At 44.5% G+C, this 18,919-nt stretch carries 17 protein-coding genes and 1 other RNA gene; 8 read left to right on the top strand and 10 right to left on the bottom strand.

The genetic code is table 11. The features are described from left to right. Window positions 1-21 precede the first annotated feature (21 nt). Both ubiH and R8269_RS10180 read right to left on the bottom strand, forming a co-directional pair. Window positions 22-1,200: a 2-octaprenyl-6-methoxyphenyl hydroxylase gene (gene ubiH / locus R8269_RS10175; protein WP_213969993.1), complete on the bottom strand. Its 1,179-nt coding sequence runs from the start codon at window positions 1,198-1,200 to the stop codon at window positions 22-24. A gap of 23 nt (window positions 1,201-1,223) precedes the next feature. Then, complete coding sequence (locus R8269_RS10180) at window positions 1,224-1,802, bottom strand: YecA family protein (protein ID WP_258476521.1); 579 nt, start codon at window positions 1,800-1,802, stop codon at window positions 1,224-1,226. 249 nt (window positions 1,803-2,051) lie between these two features. Between R8269_RS10180 and R8269_RS10185 the strand changes: the two genes are divergently transcribed. From R8269_RS10185 to serA, 5 genes are all read left to right on the top strand, one after another. Continuing rightward, the gene (locus R8269_RS10185; RefSeq protein ID WP_005384553.1) at window positions 2,052-2,360 is read left to right on the top strand and encodes a cell division protein ZapA; all 309 of its coding nucleotides are present in this window, start codon (window positions 2,052-2,054) and stop codon (window positions 2,358-2,360) included. Window positions 2,361-2,368: 8 nt separating this feature from the next. After that, window positions 2,369-2,553, top strand: a non-coding RNA gene (gene ssrS, locus R8269_RS10190) — 6S RNA. 5 nt (window positions 2,554-2,558) lie between these two features. Then, window positions 2,559-3,158 (top strand): 5-formyltetrahydrofolate cyclo-ligase, encoded by a 600-nt coding sequence (locus tag R8269_RS10195; protein WP_017633556.1) that lies wholly within the window; start codon window positions 2,559-2,561, stop codon window positions 3,156-3,158. Window positions 3,159-3,211: 53 nt separating this feature from the next. Next, window positions 3,212-3,868: a ribose-5-phosphate isomerase RpiA gene (rpiA, locus tag R8269_RS10200; RefSeq protein WP_005380982.1), complete on the top strand. Its 657-nt coding sequence runs from the start codon at window positions 3,212-3,214 to the stop codon at window positions 3,866-3,868. Window positions 3,869-4,142: 274 nt separating this feature from the next. After that, entirely contained in the window at window positions 4,143-5,375 is a 1,233-nt protein-coding gene (gene serA, locus R8269_RS10205; RefSeq protein ID WP_017821632.1) for a phosphoglycerate dehydrogenase, read from the top strand. Window positions 5,376-5,446: 71 nt separating this feature from the next. Here serA and R8269_RS10210 read toward each other — a convergent pair whose 3' ends face one another. Further along, the gene (locus tag R8269_RS10210) at window positions 5,447-6,139 is read right to left on the bottom strand and encodes an oxidative stress defense protein (protein ID WP_005384550.1); all 693 of its coding nucleotides are present in this window, start codon (window positions 6,137-6,139) and stop codon (window positions 5,447-5,449) included. 207 nt (window positions 6,140-6,346) lie between these two features. After that, window positions 6,347-7,243 carry a LysR family transcriptional regulator ArgP gene (locus R8269_RS10215; RefSeq protein WP_005380990.1) on the bottom strand — a complete coding sequence of 299 codons (897 nt, stop codon included), beginning with the start codon at window positions 7,241-7,243 and terminating at the stop codon, window positions 6,347-6,349. A gap of 147 nt (window positions 7,244-7,390) precedes the next feature. Between R8269_RS10215 and R8269_RS10220 the strand changes: the two genes are divergently transcribed. Then, complete coding sequence (locus tag R8269_RS10220) at window positions 7,391-8,020, top strand: LysE/ArgO family amino acid transporter (RefSeq protein WP_031780897.1); 630 nt, start codon at window positions 7,391-7,393, stop codon at window positions 8,018-8,020. Window positions 8,021-8,046: 26 nt separating this feature from the next. Continuing rightward, the gene (locus R8269_RS10225) at window positions 8,047-8,529 is read left to right on the top strand and encodes a YbaK/EbsC family protein (RefSeq protein WP_005380994.1); all 483 of its coding nucleotides are present in this window, start codon (window positions 8,047-8,049) and stop codon (window positions 8,527-8,529) included. Window positions 8,530-8,576: 47 nt separating this feature from the next. Here R8269_RS10225 and mscS read toward each other — a convergent pair whose 3' ends face one another. From mscS to R8269_RS10250, 5 genes are all read right to left on the bottom strand, one after another. Then, window positions 8,577-9,443 carry a small-conductance mechanosensitive channel MscS gene (mscS, locus tag R8269_RS10230; RefSeq protein ID WP_005384548.1) on the bottom strand — a complete coding sequence of 289 codons (867 nt, stop codon included), beginning with the start codon at window positions 9,441-9,443 and terminating at the stop codon, window positions 8,577-8,579. Between the two features lie 424 nt (window positions 9,444-9,867). After that, window positions 9,868-10,944, bottom strand: a complete 1,077-nt coding sequence (fbaA, locus tag R8269_RS10235; RefSeq protein WP_005380996.1) for a class II fructose-bisphosphate aldolase — start codon at window positions 10,942-10,944, stop codon at window positions 9,868-9,870. A 154-nt stretch (window positions 10,945-11,098) separates the two neighbouring features. Then, window positions 11,099-12,259 carry a phosphoglycerate kinase gene (locus R8269_RS10240; protein ID WP_005384547.1) on the bottom strand — a complete coding sequence of 387 codons (1,161 nt, stop codon included), beginning with the start codon at window positions 12,257-12,259 and terminating at the stop codon, window positions 11,099-11,101. Window positions 12,260-12,410: 151 nt separating this feature from the next. After that, on the bottom strand, window positions 12,411-13,448 hold the full coding sequence (gene epd, locus R8269_RS10245) for an erythrose-4-phosphate dehydrogenase (RefSeq protein ID WP_005384545.1): 1,038 nt from the start codon (window positions 13,446-13,448) through the stop codon (window positions 12,411-12,413). Between the two features lie 136 nt (window positions 13,449-13,584). Further along, window positions 13,585-15,543, bottom strand: a complete 1,959-nt coding sequence (locus R8269_RS10250; protein ID WP_005380999.1) for a ligand-gated channel protein — start codon at window positions 15,541-15,543, stop codon at window positions 13,585-13,587. Between the two features lie 140 nt (window positions 15,544-15,683). Between R8269_RS10250 and R8269_RS10255 the strand changes: the two genes are divergently transcribed. Beyond that, complete coding sequence (locus tag R8269_RS10255; RefSeq protein ID WP_318222525.1) at window positions 15,684-16,577, top strand: LysR family transcriptional regulator; 894 nt, start codon at window positions 15,684-15,686, stop codon at window positions 16,575-16,577. Window positions 16,578-16,668: 91 nt separating this feature from the next. On the opposite strand, the gene tkt is transcribed toward R8269_RS10255, so the two are convergent. Next, window positions 16,669-18,663 (bottom strand): transketolase, encoded by a 1,995-nt coding sequence (gene tkt / locus R8269_RS10260; RefSeq protein WP_171346186.1) that lies wholly within the window; start codon window positions 18,661-18,663, stop codon window positions 16,669-16,671. Window positions 18,664-18,919: the final 256 nt, after the last annotated feature.

Below are 18,919 nucleotides of genomic sequence, written 5' to 3' on the forward strand. Positions count from 1 at the left end.
TACCTAATTCAGTGCGGCCGTTCATCGTTTTACCAAACCAAGTGTATGGCGTATTAGCGGCTGCTTAAAAATAGAAAGGTTATCCATCGCTGCTAAGGCAGTATTTCGGCCAATTCGCATCGCGGGTAAATCATTTGAAAAAACATGCACCAAGGCACTGGTTAGCCAAATAGTTTCGCTTCGATCTGCTTCTCTACGTTGACTAAAGCGCATCAGGCCTTGATAAAGACCCACATCCTCACTTTGCTGTACAATTTCTTCTGCTAGTGAGACTACATCGCGAATACCGAGATTAAAGCCTTGTCCAGCTATCGGGTGCAGCGTTTGTGCCGCATTTCCAACAATCGCAAAGCGATGTGAAATATTTTGCTTTCGATGACGAAGAAGTAATGGGTAACTTGCACGACGCCCCACTTTTTTCATCGCGCCTAAACGCCAACCAAAATCGTTCTGTAAATGCTGGAGAAATGCTTGATCAGATAACTCAAGAACGGCTTGGGCTTCTTCAGGGTGCAAACACCAAACTAAGGACATTCGATTGTCACTCATTGGCAATAAAGCAACAGGGCCATTTTCAGTAAAACGTTCAAAGGCTCTACCTTGATGAGGTTCTTGAGTCACAATATTGGCAATGACAGCCACTTGTTCAAAATCTTGCTCAGAAAGTTCTAGACCAATTTTCTGACAACAGGTCGAAACAGCACCATCTGCAGCCACCAGCAGTTTTGCTTCAAGTTGCTCACCACTTTTCAACGTCACATGGGTACAGTTTTGCTCGCGCTCGATATCGGTAACGGAGTCAGGACAAAACAGCGTAATTGACTCGCTGCTGTCTAATAATTCTTGATATACACGCCCAACATCGGCTAATTCTACAACATACCCTAGAGCTTCAACCCCAACCTCTTGCTTGGTAATCTCCGTCATCCCAGCATGAGAACGGTCAGAAACGTGGATATGTTCAATGGGTGTGACAAACGGTTCTACTGACGTCCAGAGCTGTAGTTGACGCAACAGATTGACAGTACCGTAAGACAATGCGATTGAGCGAGAGTCAAAACCAGGGTGCATATCTGATTGTGCTTTAAAAGGCTCAACGACGGCAATGCGGAGCTTTCCCTGAGACAAATGGTCAATCGCCAATGCTAACGTTGCACCAGCCATGGCACCACCAGCAATGACTACATCATATTGCTTCATACTAACCTCTGGACGGTCTACGATTAGTGAATAGTAGGTTTTTTGTCGCTGCTTTCAGGACGAACACCAAATTCAGCATGAATCGTTAGTACGCAAGCTTTGATGTGCTCAATCACTTGCTCTAGCAATTGCGCTTGTTCACCAAGATCGTCATCTTCATCAATGCCTAATTTGGTAATCTCTTCTAGATCAGCCAGTGCTTCTTTAGCGTCATCAGATGCTTTGTTAAGCGCAACGCCTGCTAGACCTAGCCCAGAAATAAAGTGGTTTACAAAGTCGGACACACTGTCGGCTAATGCGAATAAGCCTTCTTCGCCCGGCTCATCTGGCAATAATAAAGACAGCTCCATCGACGTGCCAGTTAGTTCATTGACAGTAACAGTGAATACGCTTTGAGCAAAAGCTAGTGCGGTAGAAGGCCAACCCATACCATCATTGGTGTAGTCAAACAGAATAGGCTGCCAAGTTTGATCATTGATCGCCAATCCACCACTTAACATGCCGACAAATAAGCCATGTAACTCCGCCGGTGTTACTGCTAGGCTTGCAGATTGCAGTTCAGCAGCAATAGATTGGTATTCAGGAAGGGTGATTTCACTCATAACTTGGCTCATTCTTGCGTAATAATGTATTGGTATATCCTACCATCAAGGTTAGTGGTCTGAAACGGCTATCAAATTCAATTTTGGACAGCATTTGTTCAATTTGCCCAATTCCTGTGTGATCTCGTCATCATTTCTCTTTCTGTGATGGGAAATGCTTGAATCTTAATAGCGGTTTTCCTATAGTTTGCTCCTCGGTAGTTGTATGAAGCAACACCTTAGATAGCGCGAATATAGAGTTTATTCATCATGAGCAATCAAGCGATCGACGTTGAAATATTAGGCAAACTTACACGAGTGAATTGTCCGACAGGACAAGAAGAGTCTCTTGTTGCAGCGGCAAAAGATCTGGATCGCCGATTGAAAGAAATGAGCGAACGTACTAAGGTAACCAATGAAATCCAACTGCTGACCTTTGCTGCATTGAATATTTGCTATGAGTTGCACACCAAGTCATACGAATCCAATGGTCAACAGCAAGAAATTACTGAGCGAATGGAAAAGCTCACCGCGTCTTTAGAGAACGCACTAAGCAAAGTTACGCAAGGACAGCAGTAAATACAAAATTTACCCTGGGGTGTGCGTCAGCAGGATTTAAGTCCCTGAGCCGATAAGCAATACCTAAGGGTTAGTATTTGGTAACTATTGAGCAAGCTCGGCATGCACCGAGAAGCCTACGGTTGTCATTGCTGATCCGCCTTGAACCAGCTGGTTCAAGGGCCACAATCCTCAACGGCACCCTGGGGTATTCTCTCTATGTCAGACCTCTCTCGACAAGACTTCCGCAAACTGATTCGTGAAAAGCGCAACGCTCTGTGCAGTGATACGCAATACCAAGCGGGAATCGACCTTATTACTCAATTTTCCCAACTTCCTGAAATCGATCAGGCGCAACATATTGCCATCTACCTTTCTGCAGACGGTGAGCTTGATACTAAACCGCTCATTGAATGGTTATGGCAACAGGGAAAATCGGTTTATCTGCCCGTCATCCATCCCTTTTCTAAAGGTCAGTTACTGTTTCTTCAGTATGTAAGTGATGAACAGCTCGTCTACAACAAGTACGGCATCTTAGAGCCCAAGCTCGATATCAGACACCTCAAACCCGTTCGCCAGCTTGATTTAATCTGCACGCCTTTAGTTGGGTTCGACAGTATCGGACACCGCTTAGGCATGGGCGGAGGGTACTACGATCGTACTCTGTCACGTTGGTTTATAACTGGAGAGGGAGCTAAACCTGTTGGTATCGCTCATGACTGCCAACATGTAGAACGCTTACCAATTGAAAGCTGGGACATTCCATTACCTAAGATCGTGACCCCAAGCCAAATATGGCAATGGGAAAGTGACAAGTAAGCCGCTATAATCACGCCCGCAAACGTTAACGAACATCTATTCAGGAGATTGGCATGACTCAAGATGAAATGAAAAAAGCGGCTGGTTGGGCAGCACTAAAATATGTTGAGAAAGGCAGCATTGTCGGTGTTGGTACTGGCTCTACCGTGAATCACTTCATCGATGCACTAGGCACTATCAAAGATGATATTAAAGGTGCAGTGTCTAGCTCTGTCGCTTCAACTGAGCGCCTTAAAGAGCTTGGTATTGAAGTATACGAGTGTAACGATGTAATGAAGCTGGATGTGTATGTTGATGGCGCAGATGAGATCAACCCAGCACGTGAAATGATCAAAGGCGGCGGCGCGGCTCTGACTCGTGAGAAAATTGTCGCAGCAATCTCTGATAAGTTCGTATGTATCGTTGACGGCACTAAAGCAGTTGACGTACTTGGCCAGTTCCCATTGCCTGTTGAAGTAATCCCAATGGCACGCTCTTACGTGGCTCGTGAATTGGTAAAACTAGGTGGTGATCCAGCTTACCGTGAAGGCGTTGTGACTGACAACGGCAACGTGATTCTGGATGTGCACAATATGCAAATTACCAACCCGAAAGAAATGGAAGACAAAATAAACGGCATCGCTGGTGTGGTGACTGTGGGTCTTTTCGCTCATCGTGGTGCTGACGTAGTGATCACTGGCACACCAGAAGGTGCAAAAATTGAAGAATAAATAACAGCCCAAAATGAACCTATCTGGTTCACTTTTCTGTTATTTCATTACATACGGTGCTGCAAGGCACCGTTTTTTATTCCTTTCTATAAGAAAATTATCTCTTATTCCGTAATTTTCTTACCCAAAGCAATTTTTTTTTGTTACTTTATTGAACAGAAGACGCACAGGGAAACGTTTGTCTTCCTACAAAACTGTTAATTATCCCCTTTTTAATAGTTTTGCCCAATGTGCGCCACATTAGCCCACCTTTCCATTTTAAGGACGAGAAAAAATGGCCAAAGTTTCACTGGAAAAAGAAAAGATTAAGATCCTCTTGTTAGAGGGGCTCCACCCTTCTTCAGTTGAAGTTCTTCAAGCAGCTGGTTATACCAACATTGAATACCATAAAGGTTCCCTTCCGGAAGAAGAACTAATTGAAGCAGTAAAAGACGTGCACTTCATTGGTATCCGCTCCCGTACGAACCTATCCGAAGAGGTAATCAATGCGGCGAACAAGCTGGTTGCAATTGGCTGTTTTTGTATTGGTACTAACCAAGTAAACCTAGATGCAGCAGCAAAACGCGGTATTCCTGTCTTTAATGCACCATTCTCTAACACTCGAAGCGTGGCAGAGCTTGTACTTGGGCAAATCCTTTTACTAGTGCGTGGTATTCCTGAAAAGAATGCACTTGCACATCGCGGTATTTGGAAGAAAAGTGCAGACAACTCTTACGAAGCTCGTGGTAAGTGCCTTGGCATTATCGGATACGGTCACATTGGTACGCAGCTTGGTATTATTGCCGAAAACTTAGGTATGCGCGTTTACTACTACGATATTGAGAACAAACTGTCCCTTGGTAATGCGACGCAAGTACATACCATGAGTGAACTATTGAACAAATGTGATGTGATTTCTTTGCACGTTCCCGAAACACCGGAAACGAAAAACATGATGGGTGAAGCTGAATTTGCTCGAATGAAACCAGGTTCCATCTTTATCAACGCGGCACGTGGCACCGTTGTGGATATTCCTGCACTTTGCCATAGCTTAGAAGCTGGTCACCTTGCTGGCGCTGCAATTGATGTATTCCCAACTGAACCAAAAACGAATGCTGACCCGTTCGAGTCTCCTTTACAAAAATTCGATAACGTCATCCTTACTCCACACGTTGGTGGTTCAACGCAAGAAGCACAAGAGAATATCGGCTTAGAAGTGGCGGGCAAACTGGCTAAGTACTCTGATAACGGCTCGACACTTTCAAGCGTAAACTTCCCTGAAGTGTCATTGCCAGAACACAGTGGAGAGTGCTCTCGTCTGCTTCATATCCACAAGAACCGTCCTGGTATTCTAACTCAGATCAACACCATCTTTGCTGAAGAAGGCATTAACATTGCCGCGCAGTACCTACAAACAGCCGCTGAAATAGGCTACGTAGTGATCGACGTTGAAACTGAACGAGCAGAAGAAGCTCTAACAAAGCTCAAAAACATTGAAGGCACAATCCGTGCTCGTATCCTTCACTAAACAGTGAAACAGAAACGACAAAGGCAGGGGTTGTAACTCCCTGCCTTTTGCTTTTTACTGTTTGCTAAGCCTTACTTTAGCTTATAAATGACATCGACTTGATCGCGAATGATCATGGTTGAATCTTGGTAGCTATTCGCTCCTTCTTTACTATCCATCGCCATTGAACGCATTAACACAGGCTGAACGTGCATCTGTCTGTAATTGATCTGCCATACATCGCCCAACTTTTTCTCAAAACCAGTCGCTAATGACCCTGCTTTTTCTCTTGCGTCCTTAATCGCAGCCATTCGTGCCTTTTGCTGATACTCGGCTTGGTTGCTTACCTTAAGTTGAATATTATCAACCTGATTAATTCCCGCTTCTAACGCCATATCTAGGTATTGGTTAAGGTTTTTCAGATCCGTCACCGTGACATCAATACTGCGAGATGCTCGATACCCAACAAGTTCTGCTTTTCCTGATTTAGGGTAATGGTACTGAGGAGCAAGGTATAAATTCGAGCTAGTAATATTGTCTTTTGACAAGCCGGCATCCGATAAGCTTTTTAGAAACTCTTCAACGGTTTTATCTACGGACAATTTCGCTTGTTCGGCCGTCATTGTCGTATCGACTACTTTTACAGAAAACGTAGCCATATCAGGTGTGGCCGTCACTTCGCCATACCCCGTTGTCGTAACATGAGCAAACTCTGGCGTATTCGCCAAAACTGAAGCACTGGTAAGGCTGAGTGCTGAAGCCAGCAAAAATGAATACAATTTCATTCAATAAATCCATCCATACAAAATTAAGTACTTAATCTCAGATTCCAACATCACTATCATGGCTGAGAAAGCGTGTGGTTTCATAATAGAAACTTCCGCCGATTATCCAAGCACCCATAGTGACTTCTAACACAACTTTGACTATGTAACATTGGCGTAATTTTTAAACAAAACACACTTAAGTTACGATATGCAGCTCTGACAAACTTATTGAGGTAGATGCTGCTGCGCATACCCCACTATCGCGTGTGAGATTTCTTGTAATACCCCAGTTTCTAACTGCCAGTGGTGCCAATAAATCCGATGGGACATTAAAAAACCTGGAGTCACATCAACCAACACACCTCTGTCTAATTCGTCGGTAATTTGCAAGCGGGGGATCAAGCAATAAGCAACACCAGCTAACGCCACTTTTAGAAACGCTTCAGAACTACTGATGTTGTGATGAATAACGCTGTCAGGATTGACGTTAAAATGCTCGGTAAGAAATGTTTTATGTAGATCATCATATTGGTCATATGAAACGGCCGGTGCTTTTGCCAATGTCTGATTATTTACGCCTTTAGAAAAATAACGCTGATAGAACTCTGGGCTCGCGACACAAACATAATCGATGCGACCTAAATAGTCTGCTCTGCATCCGGGGATTGGCTGGGACTCCAAGCTGATCGCTCCTGTCACTTCGCCACTTTTGAGTTTTTCAATAGAGCGGTATTCACCATAGATAGTCAGTTTTAGTTCAACTTGACGCTGCTTCATAACATTTTGCAGCGCTGGCAGTAGCCATGTTGCAAGGCTATCTGCATTAGTCGCTAAAGAGAGTTGCACAGGTCGCGTACTGGTATCATTTTTTAGTTCGGGGAGAATTTCATGCTCTAGCAAGCGTACTCGCCGATAAAGACCCAACAATTTTTTACCAATTGGCGTTGGCTTAGGTGGCTGGCTTCGAATTAAAACAGGCTGCGCGAGAAACTTCTCTAACTGCTTGATACGTTGAGAAATGGCGGATTGAGAAACAAATAAATGCTCGGCAGCACGCTCAAAGCTACCCTGATAAACTATAGCGTCTAATGCCTCAATCCATTTGTAATCTAACCCTCGCATACCTTTCCTCTCACTCTTGATCAAACGCCTCCCGTTAAATTAGTCTATCTAATGTAAGATTAAAATCATTAATTATACTTATTTAGATAAACGCTTTATCTTTCCCTTTTCTGTAAATGTATTTGTTATTTTGAAGTGAGGTGAAGTGTGAGCTTGTGGGTTCTATTGCAAGGTTTTGGTTTAGGAGCATCAATGATCATTCCGATCGGCGCGCAAAATGCGTATGTTTTGAATCAAGGCATAAAGCGTAACCACCACCTAACAACCGCCACTATTTGTAGCGTGCTAGATATGATTTTCATCTCTCTAGGTATCTTTGGTGGTGGTGCAATTCTGTCTCAAAATGAAATCTTACTGACGTCGGTGACACTTGGTGGTATTGCTTTCTTGAGCTTCTATGGACTGCTCTCGCTAAAAAGTGCTTTTAAGCCAGAGAGTGAATCGGAATCAAAAGGGGAGATCGTAGCTCGAGGTCGTCGAACGGTTATTCTAGGTGCGTTAGCTGTCACTGTGCTTAATCCGCACTTATATTTAGATACAGTCGTTATTCTAGGTTCGATCGGTGGACAATTTGAAGGCCATGATCGCATTGCTTTTGCACTAGGTACGATTATGGCTTCCTTTGTTTGGTTCTACACTTTATCGATAGGAGCAGCCAAACTAGGTCCAACACTCTCTCAACCAAAAGTGAAAAAAACCATCGACATTGCAATCGCAATGATGATGTTCACAATAGCGTATATCTTAGCGAGTGAGCTTATTGATAAGTATTGGTAATCACCAGGTAGTAAGGCAGCAAAGACATGGAGTCACTAAAACGTATTTATAACAACAATAGAGAGCGATTCAACGCGCTCTCTATTCCTTTTCGGGAATGGCAGCACGAAGCCATCTTAGACTTTGAGACAGATATACGCATTGCGAGAGAGCTTGGTTGGACGGGTACGCATACCAAAAGCCTCTTTTTAACACTCAAAGGACAAGGTTACGCGGTTTATCTGACAGATAAGGACTCGCGCCTCGATGCCAAGCAGATTAAAGCGATTACAGGTAAACGTCCCTCTATTTGTAATGACGATGAAATGGTCGAAGTGTTAGGTTGCGTACCCGGCGCGGTTTGCCCAATAGGCTTACCGGAATACATCACTATCATTGTTGATACCAATCTCTATCAACATCAAGAGTTGCTCTATACGCCTGGCTTACCTGAGTTCACATTTGGATTTGCAGGTAAACATCTAAAACGCCTCTTACTTGCTGGTCATCACACCCTTTACGAAATATAAAAAAGCGAGGCCTATTGGCCTCGCTTTCGAATATCGACTGCTTTTGATTAAGCGTCGACTTTGTTCAGGTGAACATCCATTTGTGGGAATGGAATCTCGATACCATTTTCATCCAATGCTTCTTTAATACCTTGCATTGCATCAAAGTATACGCCCCAGTAATCTGCAGTTTTCACCCATGGACGAACCACAAAGTTAACTGAAGAGTCTGCTAACGTAAGTACACCAATTGTGATATCTGGGTCTTTCAAGATACGTGGATCTTTCTCTAGCGTCTCACGAATCACTTTCTTCGTTAGTTTAAGGTCTGCTTTGTATGAAACACCAATCACTAGGTCGACACGTCGTGTCGCATGGCGAGAGTAGTTAGTAATGGCACCGCCGATAACTGAAGAGTTAGGCACAACAACCATTTTGTTGTCTGGTGTTTTTAGAACTGTTTGGAAGATTTGAATTGCTTCAACACTACCCGCTACACCACCGATTTCTACGTAGTCGCCTGATTTGAATGGACGGAACGCAACAATAAGTACGCCTGCTGCAAAGTTTGATAGTGAACCTTGTAGTGCAAGACCAACAGCAAGACCTGCCGCACCAATCACAGCAACAACAGAAGCGGTTTGAACTCCTAATCGACCAAGAGCCGCGATTAGCACGATTACAAATAGCAAGTAACGAACAAGACCGTGAATAAATTCAACGACGGCCTTATCCATGTTTTTCTTTTCTAGTACTTTAGAAACACTACCAGCGACTGCCTTAACGATAAGATTACCGATAAACAGAATAAGCACCGCAGAGATAATGTTCACACCGTACTGAACCAGTAGATCTGAATTGTTTGTCAGCCAAGTTTCAGCCTGAGTTAGACCATCCGTTAAAGTGGTATCGATACCCACCGATTCACCTGCCATAATTCTTATCCTCAAAATAAAGAGATATAAATCCAATTGCCGTTAATTTATGAACCTTGTTTTTTAAAGGCTCTTTTCTAAAACAACATCCCTATTGCTCCACTGAACAGTGTCAGATTTTTGGCACAATATCCCAACTCTGACTTTTTTCAAAGTCAGAGTTTCGCAAAGATATGCAAAACAAGACTTTATCAGAGCTTTCTGACACTGACTTGTTACAGGTTACGCAATGCACTCTGATTTCGCCACTCTTAAGACTGATATTCCCATGTTTTCTTTAAAAAAAACGTTAAAGGTGAGATATCTCACTAGCAAATACAACCTAACGCATAAAAATATCGGGAGAAAGCAGAGGGGAAGAAAATGATAGATATAAAAAAACCCGCTCAAAGAGCGGGTTTTTAAGTAACTTAATCAGTAACGATTATAGTACGTCAACTGCGTTAAGGTCAGCAAATGCTTGCTCTAGACGAGTAACCATTGAAGCTTGGCCTGCACGTAGCCATACGCGTGGATCGTAGTACTTCTTGTTTGGTGCATCTTCACCAGTTGGGTTACCGATCTGACCTTGTAGGTAATCGTGGTTTTCAGCTTCGAACTTACGGATACCATCCCAAGTAGCCCACTGTGTATCAGTATCGATGTTCATTTTGATCACACCGTAGCCGATAGATTCACGGATTTCTTCTAGAGAAGAACCTGAACCGCCGTGGAATACGAAGTTTAGAGAGTTCGCTGGAAGACCGAATTTCTCAGAAACGTGCGCTTGAGAATCACGTAGGATAGTTGGAGTTAGTACAACGTTACCTGGCTTGTATACGCCGTGTACGTTACCGAAAGATGCTGCGATAGTGAAACGGTGGCTGATTGCGCTTAGTTTCTCGTATGCGTATGCAACGTCTTCTGGAGAAGTGTATAGCTCAGACGCATCCATATCAGAGTTGTCAACGCCGTCTTCTTCACCACCAGTACAACCTAGTTCGATTTCTAGAGTCATGTTCATTTTAGCCATGCGCTCTAGGTACTTAGCAGAAATTTCGATGTTCTCTTCTAGAGACTCTTCAGAAAGGTCGATCATGTGAGAAGAGAATAGTGGCTTACCAGTTTGCGCGAAGTACTCTTCACCAGCGTCTAGTAGACCGTCGATCCAAGGAAGTAGTTTCTTAGCTGCGTGGTCAGTGTGTAGGATTACTGGAACACCGTAAGCTTCAGCTACAGCGTGAACGTATTTCGCACCAGCAACAGCACCTAGGATTTGAGCTTCTTGACCTTCAAGTTTTAGACCTTTACCAGCAAAGAAAGCAGCGCCACCGTTAGAGAACTGAACGATAACTGGAGCTTTAACTTTTGCAGCTGCTTCAAGTACTGCGTTTACAGAGTCAGTACCCACACAGTTTACTGCTGGAAGTGCAAAGCTGTTTTCTTTTGCAACTTCAAATACTTTCTGAACGTCATCGCCAGAGATAACACCTGGTTTTACGAAGTCGAAGATCTTAGACATGGATGTAATCCTATTTATCTGTCGTTTTTAAACAAAACTTGTTAAGTTGAAAATCTTGCAAACGTTTGCTCACAACTGAGGCTATTCTAGCAGAGTTCCTCACACGTTGCAGCAAACAAGAAAGCGGGAGAATCACTCCCCCGCTTTGCTTTAATTACTTAGCGCGTGCTTCTAGCATTTCTACTGCTGGAAGAACTTTACCTTCTACGAACTCAAGGAAAGCGCCGCCGCCAGTAGAGATGTAAGATACATCCGCTTTGATACCGAACTTGTCGATAGCTGCTAGCGTGTCACCACCGCCTGCAACAGAGAAGCCTTCAGAAGCTGCGATAGCTTCAGAGATACCTTTAGTACCTGCTTCGAAGTTCTTGAATTCGAATACGCCTACTGGACCATTCCATAGGATAGTCTTAGCGTTTTTAAGGATTTCAGCTAGTTCAGCTGTTGAATCTGGACCAAGGTCGAAGATCATGTCGTCGTCTTGTACTTCAGAAACGTGCTTAATTTCAGCTTCTGCGTTCTCGTCGAATGCTTTCGCACATGCAACGTCAGTTGCTACTGGAATTGCACACTCGTCCATTAGCTTCTTAGCTGTTTCAACTAGGTCTGCTTCGTATAGAGACTTACCAACGTTGTGGCCAGCAGCTGCGATGAATGTGTTAGCAATACCACCACCAACAACGAGTTGGTCAGCGATTTTAGATAGAGACTCAAGAACCGTTAGCTTAGTAGAAACTTTTGAACCACCTACGATAGCAACCATTGGACGAGCTGGCTTGTCCATTGCTTTGCCTAGCGCTTCTAGTTCGTTCGCTAGTAGAGGACCAGCACATGCTACGTCTGCGTGCATACCAACGCCGTGAGTAGATGCTTGAGCACGGTGAGCCGTACCGAATGCGTCCATTACGAATACGTCACATAGTGCTGCGTATTTCTTAGATAGCTCTTCGTCGTTTTTCTTTTCGCCTTTGTTGAAGCGAACGTTTTCAAGAACAACAAGTTCACCCGCATTTAGCTCTAGGCCATCTAGGTAGTCTTTTGCTAGCTTCACTTCGCAATCTAGTGCGTCGTTTAGGTAGTTAACAACTGGTTGTAGAGAGAACTCTTCAGCGTATTCACCTTCAGTTGGGCGACCTAGGTGAGACGTAACCATTACTTTAGCGCCTGCTTCTAGGCAGTGCTTAATAGTTGGAAGAGATGCGATGATACGTGCATCCGAAGTTACTTTACCGTCTTTTACTGGCACGTTTAGGTCAGCACGGATAAATACACGTTTACCTGCAAGATCCAGGTCAGTCATCTTGATTACAGACATGATGTGTCCTCTCAAATATTTAATAATTAAAGTTTTTGAAAACTCGGCAACCCTGCCAAGCCTGTTAATTCTTCAAACTGGTTATAGATATGGAGATATTATGGATTTATTTCAAGGCTAGAAATAAAAATTCTCCATCACTTCTTCGTCATTACTGTTCCACTTGCGAAGAAGCTTGCATTGCTAAGGCAGTATCCAGCATCCGGTTAGCAAAGCCCCATTCGTTGTCGCACCAAACGAGCATTTTTACGAGTTGCCCGTTACTCACTCTAGTCTGGCTTCCATCCACAATCGCACTATGGGGGTCGTGGTTAAAGTCGATGGAAACGAGTGGCGATTCAGTATAGTCAACAATGTTACGTAATGTACACTGAGATGCGTTAACAATGGTTTGATTTACGTCATTAACTTTCACATTTGTACTAATTGTGACACTTAAATCCATTGCAGTGACGTTAACCGTTGGAACACGAACAGAAATTGCTTCGAATTTGTTGGAAAATTTCGGGAAGATCCTTTCAATCCCCTTATGCAACTTAGTGTCCACCGGAATAATAGATTGGCTTGCAGCACGGGTACGGCGTAAGTCGTTATGATACGCATCAATTACTTGTTGATCGTTCATGGACGAATGAATTGTGGTAATGGTGCCAGACTCTATGCCGAAGGCTTCGTCTAGTACTTTAATGATGGGAACGATACAGTTGGTGGTGCAAGAGCCATTGGAGACAACACGGTGCTCGTCTTTCAGAGTTTCGTGGTTCACGCCATAGATAATCGTATTATCTAGGTCGTTTGCGCCCGGGTGCGAAAACAGTACTTTCTTCGCGCCTGCTTCTATATGCGCTTGCCCATCCGCTTGCGAACCAAATACGCCAGTGCAATCCAAGACAATATCAACTTCTAAATCACGCCAAGGAAGTAATTCGATTTCGGAGAGATGGAGAATGCGAATGGAATCATATTCACCGCTGTCATGATGAACATGCAAATGTTCTTGGTCATGGGAAATTTTTTTACCAAAGCGACCATGACTGGTGTCATATTGCAGTAGGTGTGCCATCGCCTCTGGCTGTGCTAGTTCGTTTACCGCCACAACCTTGATCTGCTGGTGTTTTCCGCTTTCATACACCGCTCGCAGAACATTACGACCTATACGTCCAAATCCATTGATCGCAACCTTTAGCATTTATCCTTCGCCCTACCAAAAATTTCGTGTCACAGATACTACCTGATCAGGCTGACAAACGCACCTGTTGAATCAAAGTAAAGCAGGATTAAAAAAAGGTCGAGACTATGCTCGACCTTATTACAACGATAGATAATTAAAATGCGACGTCTAAACCTAACCAGTAGCGACGACCATCTTCAATATATCCGTATTCTTCGTAACTGATTTCCTCGTCCAGCAAGTTATAGATAGCGCCTTTAATACGAGTATTGTCGGTTAACTGGTATGTCACACCGGCGTCCACAAAGGTATAAGCTGGCTCTACGATACTGTTTCTTGATGGGCCAGTAACCGGATCCATTTCTTTACCTCGGTACGTGACTTTCGCCCAGCTCTCTAGATCTGTTGTCGTTTGCCAAGTCACATCCACATTAAACAGATGCTTTGGTAACTGCTGCAGCGGCATGCCTTTGTATTCACCTGTTTTTTGCTCTGAGTCGGTAAATGTGTAGCTCGAGCTGAGGTAAATGGTTTCCGTTAATGGCGATGCTAAGGTCGCTTCAATACCTTGTGTGACCGCTTCGTCCACGTTAATGCGGTACGTTGGATCTGCACCCCATTGGTTTGGTCCATCTGTACAGATGGTATCTGGACAAACAACACGTGTGATCTTGTCTTTGAACTCATTATGGAACGCAGTCAAAGAGACATCTAAACCAGAGTCACCTTGATACAAGACACTGATTTCTTTGTTTAGCGACGTTTCAGGGTCAAGGTCTGGGTTACCGTAGATATTACCGCCGCCACTGACTTGCGCCCAACCAGGAGTAATTTCACGTAATTGCGGAGAACGGAAACCTGTTGCCACACCGCCTTTCACCGTCCAAGACGGATCAACTCGCCATACACCGTAAACACGCGGACTAAAGTGCGCGCCATAGTTTTCGTCATGATCTAGACGACCACCAAGCGTAACGCTAAACGGATCAGCGATTCTCCATTCATCTTCAATGAAAACAGCCCACTGCGTATTCGATGTTTCAGTCTTCGATGACGCTTTGTTGGAGGTGAAATCCTCAAGCTCTGCATGAGTGGCGTCCACACCCGTCGTCAACGTATGGTTTCCGATACCAGTCACCAAGCTCGATTTGAACGTGGTGTTGGTGATCGTCATCTCACGAGATTTGTTCTCGCTCTCTTCTCGCTGTAAGTAAGTATCTGAAATGCCAATCGAATCCCAATCACCGTTGTGGCTTACCGTTACGTAATTACGACGATATTCATTCAGTGAGTCTTCACACCCACCACGACACCCAGTGGTCGGCACTGAAAGGCCCACATTACCACGACGACTTTGTGCCGACGTGCCACCTTCTAATTGCACCGAATGGCGCTCATTAATCTGGTAAGTCAGTTTTGAAGAGATACTCTGCATATCTTTATCTTCATAACCGTATTCGATGTCATCTTCTTCTCTGGTTGTGTACTGACCATATACTTGGAGAGATAAATTTTCAGCCAACGGACCATTAACGAAAAAGTTCGCGCTCTGCTCTCCCCCTGAGCGACTATTCTCTTGTAGTACCGTGCCCAGTTGAACATTACCTGTCCACTCTAGCGCATCTTTTCGTGTGATGACGTTAATCACACCACCAATCGCATCAGAACCGTAAAGCGTCGACATTGGGCCACGAATAACTTCGATTCGCTCAATCGCTTGAAGAGGAGGTAACCAACCTTGTTCGATACCAGGACCGTCACTATTTGGACGAGTTTCACGCGTGCTTTGACGTTTACCGTCGACCAGTATCAAAGTGTATTTAGAACCCATACCACGGATACTAATGTCGGTGGTATCACCACCACCTGTCACGACAACACCTGGCACACTTTTTAGTGCATCAGTCACATCGCGGTAATAACGGGAGTCCAACTCCTCACGTGAAATAACACTAATACTTGCAGGCGCGTCCGCTTGAGATTGCTCGTAGCTTGATGCAGTTACAACCACTGTTTCCATTTTAGAAACTGCATCATTGGCAAAAACATGAGGGACACTGACGAAGGCTAAAATACCAGTTGCGGTAATAACTGGCAGTCTAAGAGTAGACATCTACATCTCCATAATTGATAATGATTATTATTTTCGAAAGTGAATTATTCACAAATAGAATGAGATGCATAGTGAGAGTTATGGAACGGTTCTTTCCATTTATGGAACTCGTACATAACGCAGTAAGGAGTAAAAGAAATATGCACGACTTAGCATCAATTAGAGCCTTTGATGCGCTCAATCAGCATAAAAGTTTGACAGCCGCTGCTAAAGCCCTTAATCAGCCAAAATCAACGCTAAGTCGTCGCTTGGCACAATTAGAAGAAGACTTCGGTCAGGCTCTAACCGCCAGACAAGGTAATCGATTAGTTCTGACAAGAGCTGGAGAGATCTTTGCCCACTACAGCCGCCAGATTCTTGAGTTAAGTGAAGAGAGTTATGATGCACTTCAAGGTTTAACGAACCAAGTTTCAGGGCCACTGCATATTGTTTGTCACACTGCCTTAGTTAGAAGCTGGCTCGGCGGCGTACTCAATCGTTTTCTTGCTGATAATCCCGATGTTAGAGTTCAACTTACCAGTGACTTTTCTGAGGCGCATCATGACCCAGATTTGTTCATCTGGCTCGGTGAACGTAAAGAGCTAGACTGGCGAAAAGAAGTGCTGGGGGTATTTCGCTATACGCCTTTTGCCTCTCCAAATTATCTAAAACAACATGGGCCTATACCGCACCCCAAAGAACTTGAAGCACATCCATGGATCGATTTTGGTTCAGTGCAAGAAAATGGATTGATGCTAGCACACCCTCAACACGGTGGGTTCTTTTTAGAACCCTTTGTTAGTCGCTTATACAGCGACAACATAGCAATGCAAATAGACAGTATCGCGAATGGTCATGGTATTGGACTGCTGCCGACTTGGACAGCATGCGGCTATGAGAAACATCACCCAGGGCGAATCACACCATGCTTAGAAGGTTGGGTTTCTGAGCCTATTTCCATTAACTGCTATACACCAGCAGGACGACCACCACTGCGCTTATCCGTACTTTTAGACTGCATTCACCAAAGCATTCCACAAGGTTGGAAAACCTGACAAAAATAAAAAGGCCATCATAATGATGGCCTTTCTAACTTTAGCATCTAACAGTTGTCGTTTACGTTCGACTGTTTAGATGGTCCTGCAATTACGCTAGCAATTCTTTAGCTGTGTTCACTACGTTTTCAGTCGTGAAGCCAAACATCTCGAATAGCTGACCAGCAGGTGCTGATTCACCGAATGTTGTCATACCGATGATGCGACCGTCGAAGCCTACGTACTTGTACCAGAAATCCGCAATGCCCGCTTCAATAGCGATACGTGCCGTTACGTCTGATGGCAGTACAGATTCACGGTAAGCAGCGTCTTGTTTATCGAATGCATCTGTTGATGGCATTGAAACAACGCGTACTTTCTTGCCTTCTGAAGTTAGTTGCTCAGCGGCTTTCACTGCAAGCTCAACCTCAGAACCTGTTGCGATAAGGATTAGCTCAGGCTTACCTTCGCTATCTTTCAGGATGTAAGCACCTTTCGCGATGTCTGCGACTTGTTCAGCAGTACGCTCTTGTTGCGCTAGGTTTTGACGAGAGAAGATAAGTGCAGTTGGTGCATCTTTACGTTCAATCGCTAGTTTCCATGCAACTGCAGACTCAACTTGGTCACATGGGCGCCATGTGCTCATGTTTGGAGTTACACGTAGAGACGCCATTTGCTCAACAGGTTGGTGAGTTGGGCCATCTTCGCCAAGACCGATCGAATCATGCGTGTAAACTTGGATGTTCTGAATTTTCATCAGCGCAGCCATACGCATTGCGTTACGAGCGTATTCCATGAACATTAGGAATGTTGCGCCGTAAGGAACGAAACCACCGTGCAATGCGATACCGTTGATGATAGCAGTCATACCGAATTCGCGTACACCGTAGTGGATGTAGTTGCCAGAGAAGTCCTCCGTTTCTAGAGACTTAGAACCAGACCACATGGTCAGGTTAGAAGGCGCTAGGTCAGCAGAACCACCCATAAACTCAGGAAGCATTTGACCAAACGCTTCTAGTGCATTTTGCGATGCTTTACGTGATGCAATGTTCGCTGGGTTTGCTTGAAGATCGGCAATGATTTGGTTCGCTTTTTCTTCCCATTGTGCAGGAAGTTCGCCGTTTAGACGACGTTTAAGCTCTGCCGCTTCAGCAGGGTAAGCTGCAGCGTATGCTTCGAATTTTTCATTCCAAGCTGCTTCTTTCGCGGCGCCCGCTTCTTTTGCATCCCACTCAGCGTAAACATCTGCCGGGATCTCAAATGGGCCGTACTCCCAACCTAGGTATTCGCGAGCCGCTTGGATTTCATCGTGACCTAGTGGTGCACCGTGACAGTCGTGCGAACCAGACTTGTTAGGAGAACCGAAACCGATAATTGTTTTGGTACAGATAAGCGTAGGACGTGGGTCCGCTTTTGCTGCTTCAATTGCTGCGTTGATCGCGTCTGAGTCGTGACCATCGACTGCTGGGATTACATGCCAGCCGTACGCTTCAAAACGCTTAGGTGTATCGTCAGAGAACCAACCATCAACGTGACCGTCGATAGAGATGCCGTTGTCATCCCAGAATGCAATCAGCTTGCCTAGACCAAGAGTACCTGCAAGAGAGCATGCTTCATGCGAGATGCCTTCCATTAGACAGCCGTCACCCATGAACACATACGTAAAGTGGTCAACGATATCGTGACCTTCTTTGTTGAACTGTGCCGCTAGTGCTTTCTCTGCGATCGCCATACCAACAGCGTTAGTGATGCCTTGACCTAGAGGACCCGTTGTTGTCTCGATACCAGGCGCGTAGCCGTACTCTGGGTGACCTGGGGTTTTTGAGTGCAATTGACGGAAGTTTTTCAGATCGTCAATAGATAGCTCGTAACCGCTTAAGTGCAGTAGAGAGTAAATAAGCATTGACCCATGACCGTTTGACAGCACAAAGCGATCGCGGTCGGCCCACTCTGGGTTTGAAGGGTTATGGTTTAGGTGAGAGCGCCAAAGAACTTCAGCGATATCAGCCATACCCATTGGTGCGCCTGGGTGGCCTGAGTTAGCTTGTTGAACACCATCCATGCTTAGAGCACGAATTGCATTGGCAAGATGTTTACGAGACGACATGTCTGCTCCTGAGTACATTAAGCGAAACGAAAAGTAGGTCATAATTCTCTCAAAGCCCTGTTGGGTGTGCAAACGTTTTCCAGTCCAAAACCTCACAAATATTGCACCTTTCGCGCCAAATCGTTCGAAGTTCTTAAAATTATCAATAAATCAGGCAAACGTTTGGTTATAACAAAAACCAAAAAAGAGCTTGTAATTCGAGCAATCAAATTTAGAATAGACGTCTAGATGTAGATACACCTACAAAAATTAGTAT

This window comes from Vibrio sp. Vb0667, assembly GCF_033391095.1.